The following is a 25,787-nucleotide window of genomic DNA, read 5'->3' as shown; positions in this document are numbered from 1 at the left end:
ACCCACGTCTCCGGCGGCGGCGATGAAAAGTATGGCGGGTCGCTGCTCGTCGTCCGCTTCGACCGGATCGCCGGCCGACACCGTCAGCTACTACACGCCGTCGGCGCAACCGTCGGCCGTGACTGGCGGTACCTACACACTCTGTATCGACCTGCGCTGGCCCGTGACAATCGAGATTGGCGCACTCGGGGAACACCGGCTCCCGGCCGGCACATACGCCTACACCGGCAGCGCATTCGGAACCGGCGGCTTCAGTCGCGTCGATCGTCACTACGATCTCGCGGCCGGAAAAAACGAGACGCGTCACTGGCACATAGACTACCTGCTCGGGCACGACGCCGCCACGGTCGCCGGGGACGTTCGGACGCCGGAAGCGGACGTCGAATGTGCCGTCGCGGACCAGCTACCGCCGTCACCGGTCCCGGGATTCGGCGCGTCCGACTGCGACTGTTCGACACATCTCGCCTATGATGAGGACGGGGATCGGCTTCGCGAGGCCGTCGCGTCGGCGCATCGTCGCGCGAAGGCGGGCGAGTGAGGGCTCGCTAGGCGCGCGCTGCGGCCGTCACGTAGATCCCCGCGAGGACGACGAGTCCGCCGGCGACCGTCGCTGAGCCGGGCGTTTCGCTCAGCAAGAGCAACGCGAGGATCGTCGCCCCGACGGGTTCGCCTAACAACGAGACGCTGACCACCGAGGACTCGACGTGTTCGAGCGCCCAGTTGATCACGGTGTGACCGAACAGTCCCGGACCGACCGCGAGGGCGAAAAACAGGAGCCACTCGCGACGGCCGTAGCCGGTCAACGGGAGGTCCTGTGCGACCGCAACGGCGAAAAGCGTGAGCGCGCAGGCGGTGTAGACTACGAGAACGTACGGAACGACGGCGACGCGCTGGCGGAGCGATCGCCCCGCGAGCACGTACACGGCCGCCATGAACGCCCCGAGGACGGCGAGTCCGTTGCCGTAGAGCGGCCGGGACCCCGCCACCGCCGCGCCGGCGAGAAACTCTCCGGCCGACATCGCGACCATGCCGGCGATGGCGACCGCGATGCCGAGCGCCTTTCGCGTCCCGATTCGCTCGTGCAAAAACGCCGCCGCGCCGACGGCGACAAAAAGCGGCTGCGACTGCACCAGCGTGACGCTCGCGGCGACGCTCGTCCACGCGAGGCTCTCGAAGTACGCCGCGAAGTGAATCGCGAGGGCCGCGCCGGTCAGCGTCGCGACGAGGACATCCCGTCGGTCGAACGCCGAGAACGCCCCGCGGTATCTCGTGAACGCGAACGGGGCGACGAGAAGCGTCGTCAGGAGGACGCGGTAGAGGGCCAACACGACCGACGGCGCGTCGCTCCAGCGGACGAGGATCGCGCTCGTCGAGACGGCCACCACGGCGACGGCCAGCGCGACCGTCGGTGGCGTTCGCGCTTCGAGAACATCGAGCACACGACGGCTGCGGCGGCCACCGGCAAATCGGTTTCGCAAGCTGATCGATCCGGTCCGCCAACCGCCACAGCTATTTTCCGCCGTCTCGAAGTATCTGGCGAGTCAATGTCTCGCAAGGTGTCCGAGGATCAGGCGGCCGGTACCGGCGATTCGCCACTCGACTTCGATCCGGTCGAAATGGCGTTTTTGCTCTTCACGCTGGCGCTCGCCGGTATACACCTCTATCTTGGGCTCTTTGATCCGACGGTGGCGGGTGACCGGAGCGTGCAGTTTCTCCTCATCGGCGCGGCGTTTCTCGCCGGCTTCGTCGCCCGAATAACGCCGTACTGGCATCCAACGCTGTATCTGCTGGGTGCCGCGTTCGCGGTCGGCCTCGGTGTCCTCTGGCTCCTCGGTGGCACCGACCAGTTCACCCTCGGTATCGCAACCGGGGCGGTGGCGAGCGCGTTCATCGTGGTGGCGCTGTATCTGTTCGTTCGCGACGAATCTCGCTCCGTTCGGCGGTGACGGTGGTCGTTACTCCAAGAGTCGCTTCGTCGTCCGATGGCGGCCGCGAAACATCGGGGCGAGACCGATCCGTCCGAGCGGCGAGAGCGCCCGGCCGACCCGCCCGCCGGGGAGGCTGTACTCGACCCGATCGACAAGCACCGTCTCGTCTCCGTCGGCGAAGAACTGATGTGTGTGATCCCACGAGGCGAACGGCCCCACCTCCATCGCGTCGCGAAACATCCCGGCTTCGTCATCGAGCGTTCGCTCGGTGATGACCGAAACCATCCGCTGTCTCGGACCGATCCCGAAGGGTTGGATCGAGAGTTCGATTCTGGAGCCGGCGTCGAGCTCATCGGGATCGGCGTCGCCGTCCGGTCCGGTCACACGTTCGACTTCGAGACGCATGAAATCCGGAGTCAGCGCCTCGAGACCATCTGTCGTCGAGTGAAACCCCCACACCTCATCGAACGGAGCCTGAATACGTGTCTCGCGGCGATACGTGGCCATACGTCCGATACGGTGGCTGTGGGGAAAACTGCGTGGGTGGCGGAGACGGAGTCGGGTAGACGTTATTTGAGCCGTTCTTGAAGGAAAGACGGATGGGCCGCTTCGACGCCCTCGATCGAGAGGATCCCGTCCCGGATGATCTCACCCACTTTATCGCCGTCCGCGGCCCGGACTTCGGCCATCAGCATGTGGTCGCCGCTGGAGGTGTACAGCGATTCGACGGCGTCGAGCTGTTTCAGCTTCCCGGTGACCTCGACGTAACGTTCGCTCGCGACGTCGATGCCGACCATCGCGATCGATGTGCCGGCAAGCTTTTTCGGGTCGATGTCCGCCGAGTAGCCGACGATCACACCCTCGGATTCGAGCTTTTGGATGTATTTTCTGGCTGTCGGTTTCGATACGTTTGCTCGTTCTGCGATCTCGGTGTACGAAGCCTGGGCATCGTCCTCGAGGACGGCGAGAATCCGATCCTCCGTCTCCACGCTCATACCATATGGTTTTACGTCCGTGAAAAAATATCTTCCGAAGTGAAAAACTTCGTCCGAATGCCTCGATATCAGCGTTTCGAGGCCGCACCCGGCGCGTGAACGGTCAACCGCGATCCCACTGCACCCCGTCGATGATCGCATGGGGCACGCTTAAGACGCAGCCACCGACAGGATCGAACGTATGTCCATGGATGACATCGGCCACGTGGCCGTTCTGGGGGCTGGAAATATGGGCCACGGGATCACCGAAGTCGTCGCGCTCGCGGGGTACGACGTGGCGATGCGTGACGTCGAGACGGAGTTCGTGAACGAAGGGTACGAGAACATCGAATGGTCACTAAAGAAGCTCCACGAGAGCGGCCGGCTCGAGGAATTGCCGGACGAGGTGTTGGCGCGGATCGAGACGACGGTCGATCTCGAAGCCGCGGTTTCGGACGCCGATCTCGTCATCGAGGCCGCGCCCGAGGATCTCGATCTCAAACGCGAGATCTTCGCCGATCTCGACGAGTACGCCCCCGACGGGGCGATCTTGGCATCGAACACCTCCTCGCTCCCGATCACCGACATCGCCGCTGCGACCGATCGCCCCGAGTCGGTCGTCGGGACGCACTTTTTCAACCCGCCCGTGAAGATGGATCTCGTCGAGGTCATCTACGGCGAGCGCACGTCGGAGGAGACGGCCGAAACCGCCCAGGCGTTCGTCGAATCGATCGACAAGACGCCGATCTACGTCCGAAAGGATGTCCACGGGTTTGTCGTCAACAACGTGCTCGGCCCCCTCGGCGAGGAGGCGGCCTGGATGGTCAGCGAGGGTGTCGCCGAGATTCGCGAGGCCGACGCCACGATGGTCCACGAGCGAGGCTACCCGATGGGACCGTTCGAACTCGGCGATCTCACCGGGATCGACGTCAGCTACCGGGTTCGCGCCGAGGCCGGTCGCCCCGTCCCGCCGATCCTCGAATCGAAGGTGGGCGCGGGCGAACTCGGCAGAAAGACCGGTAAGGGGTACTACGACTACGAGAACGGCGACGGCGTCGATTACACCCCCGAAGACGCGTCGGAGGACTTCGACTGGCTCCGCATCGAGGCGCGGATCCTCAACGAGGCGGCCAAGCTGATCGACGACGACGTGGCGACCCCCGAGGCGATCGATACCGGGCTCAGACTCGGTGCCGGCTTCCCCGAGGGGCCGTGTCGGCGCGCCGACGAGGTCGGCCTTGACGCTGTGCTCGAGAAACTCGACGAACTGTACGAGGCGTACGGCGAGGATCGCTACGAGGCCTCGCCGTACCTTCACGACCTCGTCGAGGCGGGGCGAACTGGCAAGACGACCGGCGCGGGCTTTTATCAGTACGCCGAGACGGACGGCGGTACCGACGCCGACGAGAGCGGCGTCTTCCACGAAATCGAGGTCGGCGACACCGACGTCACCGACGGTCGGACGATCACGGAAGCCGACGTGGCGAACTTCGCGGGCGTCTCGGGGGACTTCAATCACATCCACATGGACGAAGAGCGGATGCGCGAGTCGATCTTCGGCGAGCGCATCGCCCACGGGATGCTCGTGTTGAGCGCCGCGACGGGGCTCATCTGGCAGTACCGCTCGATCGAAATGCGCGATTCGGTCGTGGCCTTTTACGGCCTCGACGACCTTCGGTTCCGAAAACCGGTGTATATCGGGGACACGATCCACGTCGAGATGGAAGTCGTCGAGACGACGCCTCGGCCGGAGGGGGCCGGAAACGGGACCGTCACGTTCGCCCTCGAGATCAAAAACCAGCGCGACGAGGTCGTCATCTCCTGTGAGATGACCTCGCTGTTGGAGTAGCGAGGGATCGCTCCGCGGTCAGTACTCCTCGTACGCCAGCGTCATGACCCACTGGGAGAACGCGTCGCTTTGGGGATCGATCTCCTCGTCGCCGACGAACGGGGAGAGCAGATCACCGGCCATTAAAAGCGAGAAATCCAGATCGCGCGGATCGAGGATGGGCGTGATGTGGTAGGTGTTGTGGCCCTCGTAGACGGTTTCGCTTCGCTCGACGAGCCCAAGATCCTCGAGTTTGTCGAGTATCCGGCTCCCCTTCCGCGAATCGACGTCGAGTTCCTTCCAGAAGTCGCTCTGGTGGATGCCACCGGTCGTCCGTATCAGTTCCAGCCCTTCGCGCTCTACGTCCGAGAGATCGGCTTCGGCGGCGGTACTCATCGTATCGAGGTTGACCAGCGAGCGATTTAAATCATTGCTTGTCCGTCCGCCCCGATCCTCTCGCGAGGGCTCCCGAACCGCTTTGCGCTCACCGCGAGGGACCCAAAGCTACTCTTTTTTCCGGGACGGAGCGTGGGTATGTCAGACGCCACGACGTCTATAGATCTGCCGTCGACCGCCTCGCTGTCGGCGATGGTGACGCCGTTCGACGCGGACGAGTCGGTCGATCACGACGCCCTCGCCCACCTCGCTGCGTGGACGATCGACGGGGGAATCGACGGGCTCGTTCCCTGCGGAACGACCGGCGAGTTCGCGGGTCTCACCCGCGAGGAGCGGCGGGCGGTCATCGAGACGACGGTGGAGACGGCAGACGGCCGCGTCCCGGTCGTCGCCGGGACAGCCGCCACGACCGTCCCTGACGTTCTCACGTTCGTCGACGACGCGGCGGCAGTCGGTGCTGACGGCGCGTTGATCACGCCGCCGTACTTCCACGCGGCGAACGATCCGGCTGGCAACCGATCCTTCTTCGAACGGATCGCCGCCGACAGCGCGTTGCCGATCTACCTGTACAACATCCCCTCGTGCACCAGCGGTCCGCTAACGCCCGAGACAGTCGAGGCGCTCGCGTCCAACGACGCCATCCGCGGGATCAAGGACACGAGCGGCGATTTCAGCACGATCGAACGGTTCGTCGCACGTACGCCGGACTCGTTTCGGGTCCTGCAGGGCTACGACGACCACTTCGTCGGCGCGCAGGTGATGGGCGCGAGCGGCGGGATCAACGCACTGGCCGGCGTCCTCCCCGGCGCGTTTCAGTCGCTCTGTGGGGCGATCGACGACGGCGACATCGGCCGGGCGAGGGGCGTTCAGCGTGATGTCCTCTCGCCGGTGTTCGAAGCTACACTCGAGTACGGCTTCGCACCGGCGGCGAAGGCGGCGCTGTGCGAGCGCGGCGTCCTCGATCGCGCGACCGTCCGTCCGCCGCTCGTCGAACTCGACGAGTCGGCGCGGGCGGCCGTGGCCGAGGTCGTCCAAACGGCTCTCTCGTCGCTTAATTGATCGGCCACTCCGAACTCAGACGCGCTCCTCGACTCGGCGGAACGGCGTCTCGCACGGCGGCCCGTCGGCGTACTCGAAGACCCGGTCGTTCCCCAGTCTGAGCAGCGACGAGGACCGAGTGCCGAACCCGTCGCCGTGGATACAGACGCCGTAGTCGTGATCGCCGAGGATCGATCCCGCCCGTTCGGTCCACTCGGCAGCGGTTTCGCCGGGACGGGGCCGGAGCTCCTCGTCCACTCGTTCGGCGTTCGCCGCTTGCTGGCGGCCGACCTCCGGCCGCAGTTCGGGGACGAACCACTCGCCGTCGAAGCCCACGTTGACGACGACGTGGACGCCGGGAGACAGCCGGTGGGTTCCGTCGCCCTCCGAATCGTGGGCGACGAGCAGACAGCGTTCCTCGTCGGCGACGAGCAGGTGAAACGGCGCGTACTCTCGCGCTTCCAGTTCGGCCTCGATCCGGTTGATCGCCTCTTCGGCCGATTGCGCCCCGAGTGCGTCGTCGACGAGCAATCCGCGAGAGCGCTCGCCGTCCCCCGGGACCCAGCGGTTGGTGACCGCGGCGAGCACGCCCTCGGCGTTGTAGCCGATCCACGTCCCGCCGGCACGCTCGTCTCGGGGGGCGAGGACCGGACGATCGCCCTCCCGGACGCGCGGCGGAGACGATGGTCGGTCGGTCGCCTCGTCACGGTTCGCGGCGACACAGACCGGCGCGTCGTCGAAGACGCGCCAGGCGACGATGAGGGTGCACACGAATCCGCCTTGGATCGACGGCGAAATAAAACGGTCGCGTGGTGGCGGTCACGCCTCGCCGTCGCGAAGCCGATCGACGACGGCGTTTCGATCGACGGTTCCCGAGGCCGTCCGCGGTAGCGCCGTCTCGAAGCCGATCGTCCGCGGGATCTTGTACCCCGCGAGACGCACTCGACAGTGCGCGTCGAGCGCCTCGATCGACGGATCCGCCCCGTCGGCCGGAACCACGAGCGCGCCGACGCGTTCGCCCCACTCCTCGTCGTCCAGTCCGACGACGCTACAGTCGGCGACGTCGGGGGACGCTCGAAGGACAGCACGTACTTCCTCGGGATCGACGTTCTCGCCGCCGGTGACGATCGTTCCGTCGGCGCGCCCCAGCACGTACACCCGTCCGTCATCGTCTCGGTATCCCCTGTCGCCCGTGCGGAGTCCGCCGTTCACGAACCGCTCTGCCGTCGCTTCGTCGTCCAGATACCCCGGCGTGACCATCGGCCCGGAGACGACGAGTTCGCCCGACTCGCCTGGTTCGCACGGCGCACCCAGGTCGTCGACGACGGAGAGTTCGGCGAACATGAGCGGGTGACCGACCGACTCGGGTGCTTCCTGTGCATCCTCGGGGCGGGCCGTGGCGATCTGGGAGGCGGCTTCGGTCATCCCGTAGGTCGGCGCGACCCGAACGTCGCGCCGCTGGGCGCGTTGTAGCAGTTCGGGCGGACAGGGCGCGCCGCCGAGGAGGACGAAGCGGAGGCCCGGCACCGAGCCGGCGTCGAGCAGTCGGCCGAGCATCGTCGGGACGAGCGACACCGCGGTCGCGTCGGCCGCCCGGAGCGCTTCCAGCGTCGCGTCGGGATCGAACTCGCGCTGCACCGAGAGTGCGGTTCCGTACAGGACCGAGCGATACACCGGAGCGAGGCCGCCCATGTGATACATCGGCAGCGGATCGTGCCAGCAGTCGTCCGGTCGGAGGCCGAGCCGGAACGCCGACGCGGTCGCGCTGGCGAGGACGTTCCCGAGCGTCAACACGACAGCTTTCGGATCGCCCGTGGTCCCCGAAGTGAACATGACGACGAGCGGGTCGTCGAGTTCCCACTCCGGGAGGTCGAACGGTTCCGGCGATCGCTCGTCGAGCGCCGTCGCTTCACCCACTGGTTCGTCGAACGACAACACCGTTCCGTCGGTCACCGTCTCGACCGTCGCCTCGGTTGTCCGTTCGCAGACGACGACGGTCGGCTCGATGCGCCCGAGTCGACCCTCCATCTCGGCCGGCGTGAGGCGGGCGTTGATCGGGATCAAGACAGCACCGAGTCGCTGGACGGCGTGGACCGCAGTGACGAACTCCGGTCGGGTCTCCGAACAGATCGCCACCAGATCGTCGACGCAGACGCCGACTCCCGCGAGCCGACCGGCAAGCGTCTCGACGCGGTCGTTCAACTCCGCGTAGGTTCGGTCGGTATCCAATGCCCCCGCGGCCCGGAGCGCCGTTGCTTTCGGCGTCGAGTGAGCACGGACGGCCAGCCAGTCCCGCATCGTTCCGTCCGCCCCTTCAGCGTGGTGGGATATTGCCTTTTCCCTGTGGAACGGCGATCCACCCGTCTGCGGCGGACTCGACCGCGTCCGTGAGGTCGCCGGCGAGCAGCTCCCCCGTCGCGAGCCCGCAGGGCCTCATCTTCGGGACGGAGGCGGCCAGGTGGACGGCTGCCGCGCGCGCGATCGACCCGTCGATCGTCGTCGTGACGAGCCCATCGATCCCGAACTCGCGCGCGGTGTCGATCAAGCTCCGTGCGACGTCGACCCCGCCGAGCGCCATCGGCTTGCAGACGAGGAGGTCGGCCGCCGCCGCGTCGACGACCGCTCCGACGCCGCATTCGACGAGCGATTCGTCGAGGGCGATCTCGACCCCGCGATCGCGCAACCGGGCGTGCGCGTCGAGTCGGTCGGCGGCGAGGGGCTGTTCGACGACCGCGACGTCCAACGCCGCGAGCGCCGGCAGTACTTCTTCGGCCGTGGACTCGTCCCATGCGCCGTTCGCGTCGACTCGTATCTCGACGTCGGGACAACGCGCCCGGACTGCTTCGAGCCGAGCGAGATCCGCGGCGGGCCCCCGGGCACCGACCTTGACCTTGATCGCCGGAAAGCGCTCATCGACAGCATCGACTGCGGCGTCGGCGGTCGCGGTCGCTGATCCGTCCCCGATCGTCGCGTTGACCGCCACCGATTCGACGCGCTCGTCTCTCCCCAGATACCGATACAGCGGTCGACCGGCCGCCCGCGATCGGGCGTCGAGCACCGCGAGGGAGACGCCGTGACGGGCGGCGGGTACGTCGGCCAGTCGACCGCCGTCGAGCGCCGAGGCAGGATCGTCGACGGCTCCCAGCGCCCGCTCACAGTCGGCGAGCGACTCGGTCCACCCGGGTAGCGGCGTCGCCTCTCCAACCCCGACCGTTCCGTTAATCTCGACTCGAACGCGGAAGCCGCGGCGCATCTCGATCCGTCCCGCGGCGGTCTCGAGCGGCCGCGAGAGCGGGAGCGAGAACGAATCGATGTGCATCGGCGCGACCATCGTCAGAGCAGCGCCGGTGCGGCGAGCCCCGCCGCGAAGAGCGCCGAATGGGCGAACAGTAGCTTCCCGGTTCGTTCGAGCGCGGGATTCAGCGCCTCGCCGTCGGATCGACGCCAGACCGTCGCGCCGATTCGGACGGCCAACGGTGCGGTCAGAATAGCCAACAGAACGGCGACGTGGTGGCCGTCAAGCCAGAACACGACCGGAATCACGTAGGCGAGACCCACCATCGCGGTCCATTCGATCCGACTCGCCCGGTAACCGAGGAGCACCGCGAGCGTCCGCTTGTCCGAGGCGGCGTCCGTCTCCCGATCTCGGATGTTGTTGACGACGAGGATCGCCGTCGAGAGTCCGGCGGCCGGAAGTCCGGCCACGATCGCGGCCGCCGGGACCGTTCCGTCTGGGATCCACAGCGGGAACTTCCCTGCGACACCGACGACCGCCTGCACGTAATACGTGCCGGCGACCGCGACGAGGCCGAAGAAGACGAACACGAACAGGTCGCCGAGTCCGCGATATCCGTAGGGGAGCGGGCCGCCGGTGTAGGTGATCCCGGCGACGACGCTGGCGAGTCCGACGATGAGGATCGGCACGCCGCCGACGTAGACGAGATATGTGCCGATCAGGATCGCCAGCCCGAACGCCGCGTACATCGCGCGCTTGACTGACTCGGGGTCGATGAGTCCGCCGGCGGTGACGCGGGTGAACCCCTCGCGGTCCTCGGTGTCCGCGCCCCGGACCGCGTCGTAGTAGTCATTCGCGAAGTTCGTCCCGATCTGCAAGAGGAGCGCGCCGACGAGCGCGAAGGCAGCTGGAATCGGCTCGAAGACGCCCGCATCGATCGCGAGCCCGGTGCCGACCAACACGGGCGCTGCCCCCGCCGGAAGCGTCTGCGGACGCGCCGCCATGAGCCACGCCTGCCGCGTGGATACCGCCGCTGTCATTGCCGGATGTCCGGGCGGATACGGTATAAGTGCGCGGTGTTTGCCCCTGCGGTCGCTCGTCGTCCGGTCAGTCCGTCCTGGAGTATCAAAGCCGTATTTGTGCTTTGCAGGACGTTATGTGGTAGGCGACCCGCGTTCCGGTATGCGCCGCCGATCACCCCTCTGCGCGCTCGGAACGGGTGAACTCGCCGGCATCGCCGGCTGTAGCGCGTTCGGCTCCGACCGCGACCCCCTCGAGGAGGAACGGACGGTCGATCCCGCGAGCAGCGAACTGTCAGCTTGGGGATTTCAGGCGGTCGCCGCCGAGACGCACGACGGTTACGCGGCTGGTGGCGTGTGGGGGCGCGGCCAGTCCGAACCCGACCACGAACTCGATTTTCGGGGTGCGTGGTCTGTGACGCTCCCGCACCGAGACGGGGCGACGTCCGATCACCTCCTCGCGATGTACGCCCTGCCGCCGGCCCCCGATGGGACTCGATCGTCACAGGTGTGGCTCTGGAGCGGCCTCGATCCGGCCGACTGGACGTGCGTCCACCGGCTCAGCACGGGTATCTCGCTGTCCGGGGACGACTCGAGTCTGGGAATCTACTCGCCTGCGCAGGATTACGACGCCGACGACGTATCGAGCTATCGCGTCGAGAGCGGCCGCCTGGACGCCGCCACGCTGGCGGCGACGATGCCGCTCTCGAACGGTTGGATCGGGATCGACGAGCGAACGCGGATCGGCGACGGCGGCGCGTACGTCCCCGTCTGGACGGGCGAGAGCGAGACGCCGCAATCGCTCGCTGCCACCACCGAAGTCAGGTGGCCGGCGGACGGCGACGTCGAACTCACGTGGACGGTCGCGGCCGAAACGTCCCGGTGAGCGGCGTCGACGGTACACCTTTTTCTCGCCCCGGTCCGCATCCTCGACAATGGTCTCGAAACTGTTCGACGCGTCCCGCTGGGAACCGATCACTGACGAGTTCGAGGACCTCACGTATCACCGGTCGACGGAGACCGGCGCGGTCCGGATCGCCTTCGACCGCCCCGAGGTCCGCAACGCCTTCCGTCCGGAGACCGTCGACGAACTCTACACCGCTCTCGATCACGCGAAGCGGCAGACCGACGTCGGCTGTGTCCTGCTCACCGGAAACGGCCCTTCCTCGAAGGACGGCGGTTGGGCGTTCTGCTCGGGCGGCGACCAACGCATCCGCGGGGACGCGGGCTACGAGTACGAAGACGAGGATGACGGAGACACTCCCGAGGCCGAACAACAGTCCGCGCCGCGGCTCCACATCCTCGAAGTGCAGCGGCTCATCCGTCACATCCCGAAACCCGTCATCGCCGTCGTGCCGGGATGGGCCGTCGGCGGCGGCCACTCGTTGCACGTCGTCTGTGACATGACGCTCGCCTCCGCCGAACACGCGAAGTTCCTCCAGACCGATCCGGACGTGGCCTCCTTCGACGCCGGGTTCGGCTCGGCGTATCTCGCCCGGCAGGTCGGCCACAAGAAAGCCCGCGAGGTGTTCTTCCTCGGCAAGACCTACTCCGCCGAGGAGGCCGTCGAGATGGGGATGGCGAACGAAGCCGTCCCCCACGGGGAGCTCGAATCCACGGCCCACGAGTGGGCCGAGACGATCTGCTCGAAGTCGCCGATGGCGATCCGCATGCTCAAGTACGCGTTCAACATGGATTCGGACGGCCTCGTCGGCCAGCAGGTGTTCGCCGGGGAGGCGACCCGACTCGGCTACATGACCGACGAGGCCAAGGAGGGCCGCGACGCGTTCAACGAAAATCGCGATCCGGAGTTCCGCAAGTTCGAGTGGCACTACTGAGAGAACCGTTCGGTCGAGACGACTGTCGCGTATTTTCGGTGGTGCGTAAAAACCCATCCGTCCGGACCACCAACCCCGACCATGCGTTTCGGCCGCGTCTTCGAGGCGATCCACCGGTGGCAACGGCTGTTCGAACGGGCGGACGCGATGGCCACGGCCCGGATGGATCGGTGGGGCGTACCGGTGTTGCGGGCCGCGCTCGGGATCGTCTTCGTCCGGTTCGGGGCGCTCAAAGTCGTTCGGCTCTCGCCGGCCGACGAACTCGTCGCGGCGACCGTCTACGTCGTGTCGCCCGAGGTGTTCGTCCCGGTCCTCGGCGTGTGGGAGGTGCTCATCGGGCTCTGTCTGCTGTATCGCCCGCTGATCAGGCTCTGGCTGTTGTTGCTGTTCTTTCAGCTACCGGGGACCTTCCTCCTGGACGTGGTCTACACGACGTTTCCCTACGGACTCACGATGGAGGGACAGTAGATCATCAAAAACCTCGTCATCATCGGTGCCGCGCTCGTGATCCGCGGGACGGTTCGATCCGACGATCGTTCGGTCAGCCGGGTGTAGCGATCGGCGGCGGTGTCGTCCGATGTGGCGGATCAGTCGCCGCTCACGGCCACTTCGGACGCCGAACCGTCCATCGAACGCTCGTCGAGATCGATCGACTCATCGCTTCTGACGGTCACCTCGTACCCTGCGTAGGCGAACGAGACTGTACCGTTCGACATCCGGTCGACGAGCGCGTCCAGCGCGTCCGGATCGATGGCGTCGTACAGCGGTGGGAGTTCCACCGGATCGCTGTCGGCCTCCGTCGCCACCGTCCGAACGATTCGCTCCGATGTCCCCATCCTCTTTGTCGCCATGCGCTCACATAGCCACGGTCTTACATAAAAGCGCGTCAGACGTATATAAATTATTTGATATATATAATGCGTCCGTACGTGCTCCGAACTATCGGCGGACCGTGTCCGTGTTCGTCTCACTTCTCGCGGCCTAATATCTCACGTTCGGCGCCCTCGCCGCTGGTCTCAGTGACGGAATCACCGAAAGGCAAACCTCTAGAATAAGTATTCATGTATTTGCTTTTTACTTGAATATATACGAATTTGACACGAGATACACCTGCCGATTGTCACTCTTCGCGAGAGGTGCGATTCACCTCCTCCGATTCGTGATCTCCGGGCTTCCGAGTGTGGTCTCACGCCTGGACGGTCGTATCGATCTGGCCCGAATCGGCGTCGTTCGAATCGCCGGTGATCGAGCGTGAGTACGAGCGGGGTCGGATCTCGTTACCTGCGATTATGGTCGCCGTTCGACGGCGATGGATGTCCGTACCTGTTCAGGTTAATCTCCGCCTTTCCACTCTTCGTATCAAATTATTTACCTCATTTCGAGGGAGAGATATATGCCATTTCAGCCGCCTCTTTGGCCAATTATGGCCGGTATATACAAATTTTGAGATGCTTATTATAATTTTTAATATATATTAAAACCCGTCATCGCTTAGACGGATTCTAACTAATAGTCCAAAAGACCAGAGTGGCGATAATGCGTAAAGCCGAACGTAACCAGGGCGTTGGAGGAGGGACTACCGTATCGGACGGTACTTCAGTTACCACATCGAACGACGTTAGACACCATCGTTCGCTCTCGTCGTTGGCGACGTCGGAGGAAACGATTCCACGCGACCTCTGGTTCATGATCGCGTTCTTCGCGTCGGCCGTTATACTGCCGCTCATATACCTCGATCAACCGCTGCACTTCGACGAGGGTATCTTTCTGACCATCGGGAACCAGTTGGCGTCCGGCGAGACGCTGTACGCAGATATCGCGGATCACAAACCGCCCGGCGTATTCTTCGTCGCCACGGCGGTGTATCACCTGTTCGACGCCCCCGTCGTCGCCGCTCGCTTATTCACATACGGCGTCATCGCTGGTTCCGGACTGCTGGTGGTCCGTCTCGGACAGCAGTTCCGCGGTCGGCTGGAGGCGCAAGTGGCTGGCGTACTTTTCGTCGTCATGTCGTATCTCCCTCACTTCGACGGATTCTACTTCATGACCGAACCCTACGCCGTCCTGGCAATGCTCGTCGCCGCCGTGTCGTTCACCCGCGACTCGGCGATCTCGAGGGTCGGTGCCGGCGTCGCGCTGGGTATCGGGGTCCTGTTCAACCAGACCGTCTTCCTGTTCGGCGCCACGATTCTACTCTATCACCTCCTCAAATTGCGGTTTCCGGAGGCACGCACGCGCGACCACGTCGTGGAGACGACGGAACGCATACTCACAATCGGCGCCGGATTCCTGGCGACGATGGCGGCAGTCGCGACGGTGCTTTACTCCTGGGGTATCCTCCGCGAAACCTTCTACTACGCGCTCGTGGTCCCGTTGACGAACTACAGCACACCGTTCGATCTGTGGGGACACATCCTCGCCTTTGCGACGCTGCTTCCCGTCTGGCTACTCGCCGGCGGAATGGTGCTTCTGGTCGGCGCGGCGGTGGTTCGCGGCGTCGCGGTCGACGACCGACAGCTGTTCGTCGCCCTCTGGGCCGTCGTGATGAGCATTCCCGGCGCGAGGGCGTTCTCCGGCGATCACAAACTCCTGTTCGCCTTTCCCGCGCTGGCGCTTCTCACCGCCATCGCGTCGACCGAGATATACCGTGCGGCGGTGCGGAATCGAGACCAGTTCCGGGATGTGCGCGCCGGGTTGCCGGATCGATCCGCGCTTCTCGCAGGGCTGTTGATCGTGGTCGTGTTCTCGACGACGTCGGTCGCCGGTGCCGGGACCGTCTACTACGCGTCGAACGTCTTGGAGGACGACATCGCGGAGGAGCGAACGGCGGCGGAAAACGCCCTTGACGGGATCGATGGACCCGTGTACGCGTTTAACGTCGAAGCGAGCCTGTACGTCCACACCGACACCGAGCCCCGGACCACCTACCTCGGAACCATATACAGCGACCGGATCGCCAACGACAAGATATCGGATCTCCAGCGAAACGACGTTCGGTACGTAGCGGTTCGCGAGTTCCACGTCACGGACGGGAACGTCGTTAGCGATCGGTACTGGTCCGACCACAAGTCGATAATGACCGACTACCTCAATCGTAACTACGAGCCCGTCGATACGCGGGGAGGGTACGTGATTTTCGAGCGAGTCAAGGGTGAGGGAGGGCAGCCTCGGCGATGACCGACCGTTCGACGCCGACCGCAGATCCAACGGGCAGAGCGAATCCATCGATCGGTATCACCATCCCGGCCTACGATCCGGATATGCTGCGGCTCGAACAGTTTATCCACGACATCGAGGAAGTGCTCGACCCGGAGATCGTTCGCATCGAGATCGACGCCCCGCGGCGGACGCACGTCGATCGCCTCGAGGACGCCGTCGACGTCGTGAACGTCTCGAACGAGCGGCGGGGAAAAGGGGGAGCCATCACGGAGGGATTCGACGCGCTGGAGACGGATATCTTCATGTTCGCCGACGCCGACGGATCCGTCCCTGCCTCGTCGCTACGACACGTCCTCCAGCAAACGATCGACGGGACCGCTGACGTGAGTATCGGCTCGCGTCGACACCCGACCTCGAATATCGTAGCCCACCAGACGATCGCCAGACGGTTCCTCGGCGACACCTTCGCCTTCGTGGCGCGAAAGATGCTCCCGACGGAGTGTCGGGATTACCAGTGCGGCGCGAAGGCCGTCCGGCGGGAGGCGTGGGAGAAGATCGGTCCGCACTGCTACGAACCGGGGTTCGCCTGGGACCTCGAGTTCATCTCGGTGGCCGGCGCGCTCGGGTACGAAATCGCGGAAGTGCCAGTCGAGTGGGAGGATCATCCCGATTCAACGGTCGATCCGATCTCGACGCCTATCGAGCTGGCAACCGCGCTCGTCGACGTTAAGCGTCGGACCGGCGCGATCGCGACGAGCCCTCGATTCCGCGAGATCACGGAGACCAACCGATCGACGCTGACGATGCTCGAGGACGACGATTGATCGCCCCGACGGTGGCAGCCATCTCCTCAATCGCTCACGCGGTTCGTGCCGAGTCGATTCGATCTCGCTGCCTGAGCCGAGAGGCCGTCATCCCGAGAGGTAATCGACGACGGCCCGTTCGAGCCGTCGTCGTTCCTCGTGGTTTCGCCCGCTGTCGGTTCGGACTTCGATCAGTTGGGTTCCGTCGCGCTCGACCGAGTCGGCGTACCGCTCGCGGAACTCACCCCGATCGTCGGTACGGGCGAACGCCAGATCGTACAGCGCGGCCGAGTGCTCGAACTCGAGGCCATGCGGCGTCCGGAACCACTCCTCGAACGTTTCGTGTTCCTCGATCGGCAGGAGGTGGAAGATGCCGCCACCGTCGTTGTTGACGCAGACGATCGTCGCGTCGACGCCCGCCCGCGAGACGGCGAGCAACCCGTTCATGTCGTGGTAGTAGGCGAGATCGCCCGTGACGAGCACCAGCGAATCGTCCGTCCCGTAGCCCGCGCCGAGCGCGCTCGACGTGATCCCGTCGATCCCCGAGGCCCCGCGGTTTCCGAGCGCGGTCACGTCGGCGTCCCGGGGGCGGCCGAACCGATCGAGGTCTCTAACCGGCATCGAGTTCGAAACGAAGAGGGTCGTCGGATCGGGCGCGAGGGCGACAGCGTCGGCGAGGATCGCCCCTTCCGGCGGTTCTGACCCCGCCACGAACGACCAGTAATCGTCCTCTGCCGCTGCGAGCGCGTTCGCGTACGCTCCCCGCTCGCGGTCGACGGCGTCGGCCAGATCGACCGCGAACCGCGTCTCGTCGGCGACGACGAGGTCGGTCGCGGTGAACGTCGCCTCGCGCCACCCGCCGGCCGGGTCGACGACGAACTGTCTGGCTCCCGAGTCACGGAGGTAGCGTCGGAGCGGCTTCGACGTGGGCGACGCTCCGAACCGGATGACGACGTCTGGGATCGTCTCGATGGCCGAGAGATAGCCGTCGTAGCCCCCGCAGATCGTCACGCCCGCGTCGTGCGCTCCAAAGCGGTGTCCCGAGAGCGGATCGGCGAGGACGGCAAAGCCGGTCGAGCATGCGAGCGAGTCGAGGGCCGCCCGCGTCAGTCCCCCGTCGTCGGCCGGTCCACAGACGATGAGCCCGCGTTCGGCCCGCTCGACGGCGTCGGCGATCCGCCGGCAGTCAGCGTCCGAGAGCCCCGCCCGCCCGCGAACGGTTGCGACGAACGGGCCGTCACGGTCTGCGAGGCTCGCCCGATCGCTCCCCTCGAACTCCTCCGGGAGCGCGCCGTCGGGAACGCCCTTCGGCACCGATTCGGCGGTCGCGTTCGGCTCCAACGGCTTTCGAAGCGGCACATTGAGATGTACCGGGCCGGGCATCACACCGGTCGCGGTGCCGACCGCGCGCGCGACCGTTGTCCGAAGGGATCGGAGCTTCCTGTCGGCCGCTTCGGGCTCCGGGAGCGTTCTGTAGGCTCGAACAGAGTCGCCGTAGAACTTTTCCTGATCGATCGTCTGATTCGCGCCGCTGTCGGAGAGTTCCGGCGGCCGATCCGCGGTGAGCAGCACCATCGGCACCCGCGCCGAATCGGCTTCGACGACCGCGGGATGGAAGTTCGCGAGCGCCGTCCCGGAGGTGCAGACCAGCGGTGCCGGGGCTCCGGTTCGCTTCGCGTAGCCGAGCGCGAAGAAGGCGGCCGACCGCTCGTCGAGGTGCGACGCCGTCTCTATCGCGGGATGCTCCGCGAAGGCGATCGTCAGGGGCGTCGAACGCGATCCCGGAGCCAAGACGGCGGTCTCGACGCCCGCCTCGGCGAGTTCGTCGGCGATGAGTCGGCCCCACAGCGCGTTGAGTTCCCCGACCACCGAATCACTCCAGTGCGTCCAAAATGGGGCGGTATTTGAGCTGTACCTCGTCCCACTCGCGGTCGGGGTCGGAGTCGGCGACGATGCCGACGCCGGCAAAGAGCGTCGCGGTGTCGTCGCGAGCGACCGCCGAACGGATCGCGACCGCGAACGAGCCGTATCCCGCCGCGTCGAACCACCCGACTGGTGCCGCATACCAGCCGCGCTCGAACGGCTCGGTGTCGCGGATCGTCCGGAGCGCCTCCTTCGGGGGGAGCCCGCCGACGGCCGGCGTTGGATGCAGCGCTTCGACGAGCTCCAGGACGTGTACGTCGTCGGCGAGTTCGGCGGTAATCGGCGTCTCGATGTGTTGGACGGTCGCCAGCCGCCGGATCGCTCGCTCGCCGGCGCGTATCGAGGCTGCGTACGGTTCGAGTTGGGTCCGAACTGCGTCGGCGACGAGTTCGTGTTCGTGGACGTTCTTCTCGTCCGCCAGCAGTTCGGCCGCCAGCCACTCGTCCTCCTCGGGCGTTTCGCCCCGTCCGGTCGTCCCCGCCAGCGCGCCCGTCTCGACGGTTCGGCCGTGACGACCGACCAGCCGCTCCGGGGTCGCTCCGAAGAATCCACCGGCTCCGTCGTCCGGTTCGATCAAAAACCGATAACAGTCCGGATATCGCTCTCCGAGTCGAGAGAGCGTGTCCGAAAGCAAGAGCGGTCGGGCCAAGGTGACCCGAAGCGCCTGCGCTAGAACGACTTTCCGCAGTTCACCGGCGGCGATCCGGTCGGTCGCAGCGGTGACGCTCCTGCGCCAGTTGGCCTCCGAAGTGGTTCGAGTCCGGTCGACGATCCCCGGCGGCCCCCCGCCAGCGTCCGGGGAGGAGATCGAACGCAGGCGCTCTACCTCGGCGTCGAGACGACGCTCGACGCGTTCGGCATCCGTGTCGACCGCGTTCACGGTCAGCCACGTCCCGTCGTCGGTGTACGTGAGCTGCGTTCGGGGGAGGTCGAACTTCGCTCTCGGGTACCCTCCCCAGGGCCCCGCGCTCGCGTGCTCGTCGTGAAACGAAAAGCCACCGAACAGTCGAGGACGGGCCGCGAGCGCTCCGGCGTGGACGTCGCCGGCGGAAAACAGTTCCCGGGCGGCGTCCTGCACCGCCTGGAACCGATCGCGGCCGTCGGCGCGGATCGTCGTCGCCGATCCGCTCCCGACGACGGTCGCCTCGCCGGGAGCCGCCCAGAACGTCCGCGGTGTCTCCGCGGTCGCCAGCGCGACGCGTTGATCTGGCGCAGCCGTTAGACGGATCGTCCGACTCGTGAGCTCCCTGTCGAGTGGAGCCGTCTCCTCGCTACCCAACGGTTCCATTATTTCCAGTTGTATCTCCACCGTCTTAGGTTGCGTGTTCGCCGGTCGCGGGGGCTGAGCTACAGCTTGGATTCGGTGTCCTCGGCGAGTTCCTCCATCCGCTTTCCGATCCGACCGGCGTCGGAGAACTCGTCGTCGGCCATCACCTCTGCGAGGGCGTTTCCGAGGACGAACACCGCGTGTTTGTGCTCGCTCTTCGATTTGTGGACGTCGTCCGGCGTCACGTCGAGTTCGTCGTAGACGTCGAAGACCGATCCGTCGATCTCGTCCATGCCGCGGAAGTGCTCCATGATCGATACCATCTTCGCGTGTAGCTCCAGAAGCTCGTCTTTGTGCATGTTTGTGTGTATTACAACCGACTGTTTAACCCTTGTGCGAGACTGAGGCGCACGCGCCGCTAGGCGTGTGCTATCGACGCTAGCGCCCGATCGCCACGGGCGGACACCTCTGCTTGGGCGCGCGGTTTGTGGCGTTTTCAGCTCTCTTCAGCTGGTCAAAAATTTCGTAGCGCGGCGGCTGTCGAGCGGAGTGGCCGTAACGCACTCTAGAAGACGTACTCGTCGTCGTGTCCCATCATCCCGTCCTCCTCGAACCCCGGTTCGTCGTCGTCGATCGGGCCGCTCGTCTTGTACGCTCGGAGTCCCGTCGATAGCAGTTCCTCGATCGCTTCCTCGCGATTGACGAACTCGCCGTCTTCGACGAGTTGTGCGATCTGCATCTCGAGATGCTCCGGAACGATGAGTTTGACCTTCGGCATCGGAACATCCGGATTTCGGGGATGGGGTATTTAACCCTGTCGAGGGGTTTTTGCACCGAATAAATTCGTTGCGGTACACCGGAAGGATATTTTCGCATTTACCACCTGTTTTGTCCGATCGGACGAACCCGCTGACGGAACGACAGGTCTACCTGCTGGCCGACGTAGACCGGCGTATGAGAGATGTCACGGGGCTGTACGAGGAGTTCGGCGACGAGCGACTACCGCCCGGACAGCGAGAAACATCGCATTTTCCGGTTCTCTCGAAGGGAGAGACACCGTCCGTTCCGGCCGATTCGACGCTCGACGTGTGGGGTGCAGTCGACGACGAACTCTCCCTGTCGCTCGACGAGCTCAAACAGCTCGAAAGCGAGCGCCAGCGCCAGGACTTTCACTGCGTAACCGGGTGGTCGCGCTTCGATTGTGTCTTCGACGGCGTCCCGTTTCCCACTCTCGCCGAGCGCGCTGGCGTTCACGACGACGCCGTCCACGTGCTGTTTCACGCACACGACGGCTACGCGACGGATCTGCCGCTGTCCGATTGCCTCCGAGAGGAAGTCCTCGTGGCGTGGGAACTCGACGGCGAATCGCTCCCAGGGGACCACGGCGGACCGCTTCGCGTCGTCACGCCGCACAAGTACGCGTACAAGGGTGCCAAGTGGCTCTCCGGTGTCGAGTTCCTGATCGACGCCGAGCGCGGCTACTGGGAGAAACGCGGTTACTCGACGACGGCGAATCCCTGGAACGAGGAGCGATACGTCTAGTCGTAGAACCAGTCGTTCAGGACGCCGATTCGGGCGGAAGGATTATCTTTTCACAAATCGGGGTTCGAATATGGCCGGTCCCACGCGCGTGCTACTCGTCGACGACGACCCCTCCCTCGCCGATCTCATGGCGGACCAACTCGGCGAGCTTCGCGAGGAGTTCGTCATCCGGGTCGAGACCGACCCGAACGACGCACTCGACGCAGTCGAGACCGGACGGATCGACTGCATCGTGAGCGACCATCACATGCCACAGATGACCGGCCTGGAACTGCTCCGATACGTCCGAGAGATGGACCCAGACGTCCCGTTCATCCTGTTCACCGCCCGGGGGAGCGAAGAGATCGCGAGCGACGCGGTTTCGGAGGGCGTGACCGACTACTTCCGAAAGCGGCGGGGATCCGATCAGTGGCACGTCCTCGCGAACCGGATTGAGAACCTCGCCGCGAGGTACCGCGCCGAAGAGGCGGTACAGCGGCGCGAATTTGCGCTCAGACAGCTGACTCGGACGGTCATCGACAGCGTCTCGACGCCGATCGAATCGCTCTGTGAGCTCGGTTGTGAGACGCTCGAGGTCGAGTACGGCGCGCTGGTTTCGGAGGACACCGATTCGGAGGACCCCGTCGAGATACTCGTCGAAACCGTCGAGAGAGACTTGCCGTTCGATACCGCCCATGGGGTGCCGCTCTCCGACAATATCGGCGATCTGACCGTCGAGGGGAACGGCATCGTCGCCGTCACCGGGGGTGTCGACACCAGCGATGCCGGCGGATTCTCCTCGTACATTGGGGCTCCGGTGTACGTCGGCGGGCGTCGATACGGAACGCTCTGTTTCTGTGACCGCGGCGATCGGACCGAGTTCACGGGCTGGGAACGCGCGTTCGTCGAACTGCTCGGCGACTGGCTCGGTCACGAACTGACGAGCGAATGGGCTCGCGACCAGAGCGAAACCGTCGCCACGGCGCGGACCCGCCTCCGGTCCGCCGTAGCGATGCTCGATGACGGCGACGATATCCGCGAGGAACTCGTCGCGATCGCGGAACTACTCGATCGCGAACCGCCGTCGACCACGCCGGTTTCGATCGAACTCTCCTGAGCTAGTCCCGACGCTCGCGTTCTTCCGCTACACAGTCCTCCAACGGACCCATGAGCTCGTCGGCGATGGCGTAGGGGTCCGTCTCTCGCGCCACCACCCGGTCGACGTACGCGTCGAGGCCGCCGCGGGTCGACAGCTCATCCTCGAGAAGCGACGCCGTGTCCTCCCTGAGGAGCGTCTTGATCTCGGCCTCGTAGCGCTGTCTGGTCTGCGCTTCCAACTCGCCGCTCTCGACGAGCCACGCGACGTGCTCATCGACGGTGTCGAGGAACCCCTCGATCCCCTCCCCGGTTTTCGCGATCGTTTCGACGATCGCCGGCTTCCATCCCTCGTCGTCCTCCTCGCCCTCCTCGGGTCCGTGGTCGAAGACGTCCGCACCGTGGTGGCCGGCCATCGGCGACGCGTCGCGCATCCCGACCATCTCGCGCAGTTCCATCACCGTCCGGTCCGCGCCGTCCATGTCGGCTTTGTTGACGACGAAGATGTCGGCGATCTCGAGGATCCCCGCTTTGAGCATCTGGATGTCGTCACCCGATCCCGGCGGCACCAACACCGCGACGGTGTCCGCGGTCTTGACGATTTCGATCTCGTTTTGGCCGGCGCCGACGGTTTCGACGATGACCTTGTCCTTGCCGAACGCGTCGAGCGCCTTCACCGCGTCCGTTGTCGCGGTCGAAAGCCCGCCGAGCGAGCCCCGCGCGGACATCGATCGGAAGAAGACGTCCATGTCGCCGACGTTCGACGCCATCCGGATCCGATCGCCCAGGACGGCCCCGCCGGTGAAGGGTGAGGAGGGATCGATTGCGATGACGCCGACCGTCTCGCCGCGCTCGCGGTAGGCGGCCGCCATCTTGTCGACGAGCGTCGATTTGCCGGCTCCCGGCGAGCCCGTGATGCCGATGACTTCGGCGTTGCCCGTGTGCTCGTGTAACTGTGAAACGAGCTCACGATAGCCGGGCGAGCGGTTCTCGATCTTCGTGATCACGCGGGCGAGCGCTCGGTGTTTACCGCCCAACAGTTCGTCGATGAGCGTGTCCTCGGACATCTATCGCTTGGGTGCGTTCTCGCGGACGAACTCGATCGTCTCCTCCATCGAAGCGCCGGGGCCGAAGATTTCGCTCACGCCGGCCTCGTAGAGTTCCTCGCGGTCGTCGTCGGGGATGATCCCGCCGACGAGGACGAGCGTGTCGTCGAGGGCGTCGTACTCGTGAAGTCCGTCGAGAACCCGCGGGACGAGCGTGTCGTGCGCCCCCGAGAGGATCGAGATGCCGAGGACGTCGACGTCCTCCTGGACGGCCGCCTGTACGATGTCGTCCGGCGATTTGTGTAGCCCCGAGTAGATGACCTCGAATCCCGCATCGCGGAACGCCCGCGCGATGACGTGGGCCCCCCGGTCGTGGCCGTCGAGGCCGACTTTCGCCACCAGACATCGAACGGTTCGCTGCTCGTGCTCCGTGCTCATACTCCACAATACCGGGGGTGGGTGTTTGAGTGTAACGGAGCCTGATCGCTAACTCGGTCGATTTGGGCTACTGCAAGCGTAGTTGTATTCGAGTGCGAGGAATACGCACGGGCCCCGCCGCTTCGATGGGTTTATGAATCGTCTCGGGATACTAACGCTTGCAATCGAGGGCTCGTAGATCAGCGGTAGATCACTCCCTTGGCATGGGAGAGGCCCCGGGTTCAAATCCCGGCGAGTCCACTTCTTCCCTCACTTCGTTCGGTCAGTCGTGGCCTCGCCGACCCTCGCGAAGCCTTCGGCTTCGCTCAGTCCCGGCGAGTCCATAGCAGCAAAAGGTTCAGGTGGTTTTGTTTCCTCAATCACGCATTAGTCGTATCCTGTTGCCGGTCGGGTACACCGACGGTGAGGAGAGTATCGAGCGCGCCTCTAGTCGTGCGGTATCCTTTGAGCTGTTTTGCTCGCCCGACTCGTCCGGTGGCAGTATTTCCAACGGACCAATCGGTCGAAAATCGGAGTGTCGATTGCGATATGGTCGGACATAACATCCAGCGTATCACACGTCCTCGTGTGAGGGGGCCACCGCTCGGTGTCCACGCTACGTGTGTAGAGTCGCCAGTCCGAGCACAGCTCAGTCCGTTTCGTTAGTCACCGCATAAATTTCTGAGACACTATGTACGTAGCGTCAACAGTCAAGTCGACCCCCGAACGCTGGTTTGACGTGTTCAACCCGATCGAATTCCGTAGACGTGACGTCCTCTCCGGCCTTTCGGTCCTCGGAGCGATGTCGCTTGCCGGCTGCTCAGACGTGACGAAACAGCAATTCGAATCGACCCCACTCGAGTTGCCGCCCTCCGATCAAGAAGGGCTGCTACTGGGTGAAACAGCCCGTGATTCCGCGAGCGTCTCTCGAACTGGGCTGAACGGGGACTTCGAAATCACCGTCACCAGTCACTTCGCCTCTTACAGCAGAGAAAAAGGAGTCGCTGAGAACGGTGCGGTACGAACGGCGGTCGGGCAGTACGTGAAGAATCTGAACGGCGGACAACTCAGGGACGGTGCGACGCTCACATCCGGGAGCGACCTCGATTCGGGCGACCAGACCGTCTCAGTCTTCGGGTCGGACGTCGAGATCGATCCTGCCGCGATCGCGCTCCTCGCGCCCGCTGGATTGCGTTCCGAGGCGAGTGGGAGCCCGATTTCGGTGTTCAGCGGGGGCGCTCTCGAGCGAGAGACCGTACGGCTCGAGGAACTGGGTGGTGTGACCGCGTTCGAAGTCCCGGGACGAAACTTCTATCCGGGGAGCATGTGGCTCACGGACGAAGAACTGTATCCGGGTAGCATGTGGTATCCGGGTAGCATGTGGTATCCGGGGAGCCAGTGGTATCCGGGAAGTATGTGGATCGCGGAGACTGGCTGGTATCCCGGGCGGACGTGGGTCCCCCGCTCACAGACTGAGGGCTCTGTGACCGCATCCGGGTCGTCCGACGAGCAAGAGCGGGTTGCGGCTCCGACGCTCGTGTTCCTTCGGGAAAGTCAGTCGTTCGCCGACGTCTTCGGCGTGGATCTCGCTGCCGTCGGGGGACGTCCCGTCGAGCCTGGAGAAACGTTCGACGTGCAAACTCTGACCGTCGCGAGCGTCGGGGACGCACTGTTCAGTTGGGAATTTCCTGACGGGTACGGAGTGCTGTTCAGGAACGGTCGCCCGGCCGCGCTTGGGGGTGCCGTATTCGATCTTGGCGTACTCTCCACGCCGTCGGCGTCAATCGGGGGCGCCGAAGCAAACCCGATCGTTTCGATGGATTCGAAAACGTTGCTAACGGACGACACCGCGCGAACGCTCCTCGGAAATGCTGGCGTTTCCGATGTGGACGACGTTCGATGGATCGACGGTCCGAAACGGCTCTCGCGGGAGGGTTATCTCGCTCTTGACGCGGAGATTGCGGACAACGCGCCTGAATCGTTGCGGCCAACGGAGCCGTCGATCATCGACGAACCGACGGCCATCGAGACGTACGCGGGCGTGATCAGCGGCCGGAATGGACCCTGGGCTGTCGGCGTACACATCGTACGCGCGACACCGGACGATCACGTGATGGCTGTCGGTACGCAACGAGCACCGCTCGAATCCGTCGGTGGGAATACTGACGGGGAGGAAGTAGAACCGCCGATACCGTTCCCGATCATCAGTTGGAAAAATTGGTATCTCGATGCCCGAGCAATGATGCAGGTCGTCGTTCCACGGATTACCGCCCGACGTGATTGACAACACATGAACAGAC

26 protein-coding genes, 1 tRNA gene and 1 pseudogene are annotated in these 25,787 nt (G+C 64.9%); 13 read left to right on the top strand and 15 right to left on the bottom strand.

What is annotated here, in order from left to right; translation table 11 throughout:
* Positions 1 to 31 precede the first annotated feature (31 nt).
* Positions 32 to 538, top strand: a complete 507-nt coding sequence (locus tag DM868_RS03500) for a GIY-YIG nuclease family protein (RefSeq protein WP_137275456.1) — start codon at positions 32 to 34, stop codon at positions 536 to 538.
* Between the two features lie 7 nt (positions 539 to 545).
* On the opposite strand, the gene DM868_RS03495 is transcribed toward DM868_RS03500, so the two are convergent.
* Entirely contained in the window at positions 546 to 1,439 is an 894-nt protein-coding gene (locus DM868_RS03495) for a DMT family transporter (protein ID WP_137275455.1), read from the bottom strand.
* A 105-nt stretch (positions 1,440 to 1,544) separates the two neighbouring features.
* Between DM868_RS03495 and DM868_RS03490 the strand changes: the two genes are divergently transcribed.
* Positions 1,545 to 1,946: a DUF7475 family protein gene (locus DM868_RS03490; protein ID WP_137275454.1), complete on the top strand. Its 402-nt coding sequence runs from the start codon at positions 1,545 to 1,547 to the stop codon at positions 1,944 to 1,946.
* Between the two features lie 9 nt (positions 1,947 to 1,955).
* Here DM868_RS03490 and DM868_RS03485 read toward each other — a convergent pair whose 3' ends face one another.
* Complete coding sequence (locus tag DM868_RS03485) at positions 1,956 to 2,435, bottom strand: SRPBCC family protein (RefSeq protein ID WP_137275453.1); 480 nt, start codon at positions 2,433 to 2,435, stop codon at positions 1,956 to 1,958.
* A gap of 62 nt (positions 2,436 to 2,497) precedes the next feature.
* Positions 2,498 to 2,923: an HTH-type transcriptional regulator LrpA1 gene (lrpA1, locus tag DM868_RS03480; RefSeq protein WP_137275452.1), complete on the bottom strand. Its 426-nt coding sequence runs from the start codon at positions 2,921 to 2,923 to the stop codon at positions 2,498 to 2,500.
* Positions 2,924 to 3,104: 181 nt separating this feature from the next.
* Here lrpA1 and DM868_RS03475 point away from each other — a divergent pair, with 181 nt between their 5' ends.
* A complete protein-coding gene (locus DM868_RS03475; RefSeq protein ID WP_137275451.1) occupies positions 3,105 to 4,751 on the top strand; it encodes a 3-hydroxyacyl-CoA dehydrogenase NAD-binding domain-containing protein in 1,647 nt (548 codons plus the stop codon).
* 18 nt (positions 4,752 to 4,769) lie between these two features.
* Here the strand turns inward: DM868_RS03475 and DM868_RS03470 are convergent, their stop codons facing one another.
* Positions 4,770 to 5,126, bottom strand: a complete 357-nt coding sequence (locus DM868_RS03470) for a helix-turn-helix transcriptional regulator (RefSeq protein WP_137275450.1) — start codon at positions 5,124 to 5,126, stop codon at positions 4,770 to 4,772.
* Between the two features lie 138 nt (positions 5,127 to 5,264).
* On the opposite strand from DM868_RS03470, the gene dapA reads away from it, so the two are divergent.
* Positions 5,265 to 6,185 (top strand): 4-hydroxy-tetrahydrodipicolinate synthase, encoded by a 921-nt coding sequence (gene dapA / locus DM868_RS03465; protein WP_137275449.1) that lies wholly within the window; start codon positions 5,265 to 5,267, stop codon positions 6,183 to 6,185.
* A gap of 15 nt (positions 6,186 to 6,200) precedes the next feature.
* On the opposite strand, the gene DM868_RS03460 is transcribed toward dapA, so the two are convergent.
* From DM868_RS03460 to DM868_RS03445, 4 genes are read right to left on the bottom strand one after another with little or no spacing between them, the layout of a single operon-like run.
* Positions 6,201 to 6,935, bottom strand: a complete 735-nt coding sequence (locus DM868_RS03460) for an NRDE family protein (protein ID WP_137275448.1) — start codon at positions 6,933 to 6,935, stop codon at positions 6,201 to 6,203.
* Between the two features lie 48 nt (positions 6,936 to 6,983).
* Positions 6,984 to 8,462, bottom strand: coding sequence for an o-succinylbenzoate--CoA ligase (gene menE / locus DM868_RS03455; protein WP_137275447.1), 1,479 nt, complete (start codon positions 8,460 to 8,462; stop codon positions 6,984 to 6,986).
* Between the two features lie 16 nt (positions 8,463 to 8,478).
* Positions 8,479 to 9,483 (bottom strand): mandelate racemase/muconate lactonizing enzyme family protein, encoded by a 1,005-nt coding sequence (locus tag DM868_RS03450; RefSeq protein WP_137275446.1) that lies wholly within the window; start codon positions 9,481 to 9,483, stop codon positions 8,479 to 8,481.
* 14 nt (positions 9,484 to 9,497) lie between these two features.
* Positions 9,498 to 10,439, bottom strand: a complete 942-nt coding sequence (locus DM868_RS03445) for a 1,4-dihydroxy-2-naphthoate polyprenyltransferase (protein ID WP_137275445.1) — start codon at positions 10,437 to 10,439, stop codon at positions 9,498 to 9,500.
* Between the two features lie 142 nt (positions 10,440 to 10,581).
* On the opposite strand from DM868_RS03445, the gene DM868_RS03440 reads away from it, so the two are divergent.
* The 3 genes and pseudogenes from DM868_RS03440 to DM868_RS03430 all read left to right on the top strand — a co-directional run bounded on the left by DM868_RS03440 (position 10,582) and on the right by DM868_RS03430 (position 12,811).
* Positions 10,582 to 11,304 (top strand): hypothetical protein, encoded by a 723-nt coding sequence (locus DM868_RS03440; RefSeq protein ID WP_137275444.1) that lies wholly within the window; start codon positions 10,582 to 10,584, stop codon positions 11,302 to 11,304.
* Positions 11,305 to 11,353: 49 nt separating this feature from the next.
* A complete protein-coding gene (locus DM868_RS03435) occupies positions 11,354 to 12,256 on the top strand; it encodes a 1,4-dihydroxy-2-naphthoyl-CoA synthase (RefSeq protein ID WP_137275443.1) in 903 nt (300 codons plus the stop codon).
* 81 nt (positions 12,257 to 12,337) lie between these two features.
* A pseudogene (locus DM868_RS03430) lies at positions 12,338 to 12,811 on the top strand (hypothetical protein).
* A 32-nt stretch (positions 12,812 to 12,843) separates the two neighbouring features.
* Here DM868_RS03430 and DM868_RS03425 read toward each other — a convergent pair.
* Positions 12,844 to 13,107, bottom strand: coding sequence for a HalOD1 output domain-containing protein (locus tag DM868_RS03425; protein WP_137275442.1), 264 nt, complete (start codon positions 13,105 to 13,107; stop codon positions 12,844 to 12,846).
* A gap of 793 nt (positions 13,108 to 13,900) precedes the next feature.
* Here DM868_RS03425 and DM868_RS03420 point away from each other — a divergent pair.
* Both DM868_RS03420 and DM868_RS03415 read left to right on the top strand, forming a co-directional pair.
* Positions 13,901 to 15,433: an ArnT family glycosyltransferase gene (locus tag DM868_RS03420; protein WP_137275441.1), complete on the top strand. Its 1,533-nt coding sequence runs from the start codon at positions 13,901 to 13,903 to the stop codon at positions 15,431 to 15,433.
* Complete coding sequence (locus DM868_RS03415) at positions 15,430 to 16,239, top strand: glycosyltransferase (RefSeq protein ID WP_137275440.1); 810 nt, start codon at positions 15,430 to 15,432, stop codon at positions 16,237 to 16,239. The genes DM868_RS03420 and DM868_RS03415 overlap by 4 nt, the downstream gene beginning before the upstream one ends.
* Positions 16,240 to 16,326: 87 nt before the next feature.
* Here the strand turns inward: DM868_RS03415 and menD are convergent, their stop codons facing one another.
* The 4 genes from menD to DM868_RS03395 form a co-directional block, all read right to left on the bottom strand.
* Positions 16,327 to 18,087, bottom strand: a complete 1,761-nt coding sequence (gene menD, locus DM868_RS03410) for a 2-succinyl-5-enolpyruvyl-6-hydroxy-3-cyclohexene-1-carboxylic-acid synthase (protein ID WP_137275439.1) — start codon at positions 18,085 to 18,087, stop codon at positions 16,327 to 16,329.
* A 4-nt stretch (positions 18,088 to 18,091) separates the two neighbouring features.
* Positions 18,092 to 19,429, bottom strand: a complete 1,338-nt coding sequence (locus tag DM868_RS03405; RefSeq protein ID WP_137275438.1) for an isochorismate synthase — start codon at positions 19,427 to 19,429, stop codon at positions 18,092 to 18,094.
* Between the two features lie 59 nt (positions 19,430 to 19,488).
* The gene (locus DM868_RS03400) at positions 19,489 to 19,767 is read right to left on the bottom strand and encodes a UPF0058 family protein (RefSeq protein ID WP_137275437.1); all 279 of its coding nucleotides are present in this window, start codon (positions 19,765 to 19,767) and stop codon (positions 19,489 to 19,491) included.
* Between the two features lie 206 nt (positions 19,768 to 19,973).
* Positions 19,974 to 20,186 carry a DUF7120 family protein gene (locus DM868_RS03395; RefSeq protein WP_137275436.1) on the bottom strand — a complete coding sequence of 71 codons (213 nt, stop codon included), beginning with the start codon at positions 20,184 to 20,186 and terminating at the stop codon, positions 19,974 to 19,976.
* Positions 20,187 to 20,362: 176 nt separating this feature from the next.
* Between DM868_RS03395 and DM868_RS03390 the strand changes: the two genes are divergently transcribed.
* A complete protein-coding gene (locus DM868_RS03390) occupies positions 20,363 to 20,950 on the top strand; it encodes a molybdopterin-dependent oxidoreductase (protein ID WP_137275435.1) in 588 nt (195 codons plus the stop codon).
* Between the two features lie 70 nt (positions 20,951 to 21,020).
* Positions 21,021 to 22,046 (top strand): response regulator, encoded by a 1,026-nt coding sequence (locus DM868_RS03385; RefSeq protein ID WP_137275434.1) that lies wholly within the window; start codon positions 21,021 to 21,023, stop codon positions 22,044 to 22,046.
* Position 22,047: 1 nt separating this feature from the next.
* On the opposite strand, the gene meaB is transcribed toward DM868_RS03385, so the two are convergent.
* Positions 22,048 to 23,091 (bottom strand): methylmalonyl Co-A mutase-associated GTPase MeaB, encoded by a 1,044-nt coding sequence (gene meaB, locus DM868_RS03380; protein WP_137275433.1) that lies wholly within the window; start codon positions 23,089 to 23,091, stop codon positions 22,048 to 22,050.
* Entirely contained in the window at positions 23,092 to 23,508 is a 417-nt protein-coding gene (locus tag DM868_RS03375; protein ID WP_137275432.1) for a cobalamin B12-binding domain-containing protein, read from the bottom strand. It lies immediately after the preceding gene.
* A 168-nt stretch (positions 23,509 to 23,676) separates the two neighbouring features.
* Here DM868_RS03375 and DM868_RS03370 point away from each other — a divergent pair.
* A tRNA-Ala gene (locus DM868_RS03370) sits at positions 23,677 to 23,748 on the top strand.
* A gap of 478 nt (positions 23,749 to 24,226) precedes the next feature.
* The gene (locus tag DM868_RS03365; RefSeq protein WP_137275431.1) at positions 24,227 to 25,771 is read left to right on the top strand and encodes a DUF6517 family protein; all 1,545 of its coding nucleotides are present in this window, start codon (positions 24,227 to 24,229) and stop codon (positions 25,769 to 25,771) included.
* Positions 25,772 to 25,787: the final 16 nt, after the last annotated feature.

The organism is Natronomonas salsuginis (assembly GCF_005239135.1).
Taxonomy (GTDB): domain Archaea; phylum Halobacteriota; class Halobacteria; order Halobacteriales; family Haloarculaceae; genus Natronomonas; species Natronomonas salsuginis.
Note: the sequence above shows the minus strand (reverse complement) of the source record. Positions and strands in the feature narration are given on the sequence as shown.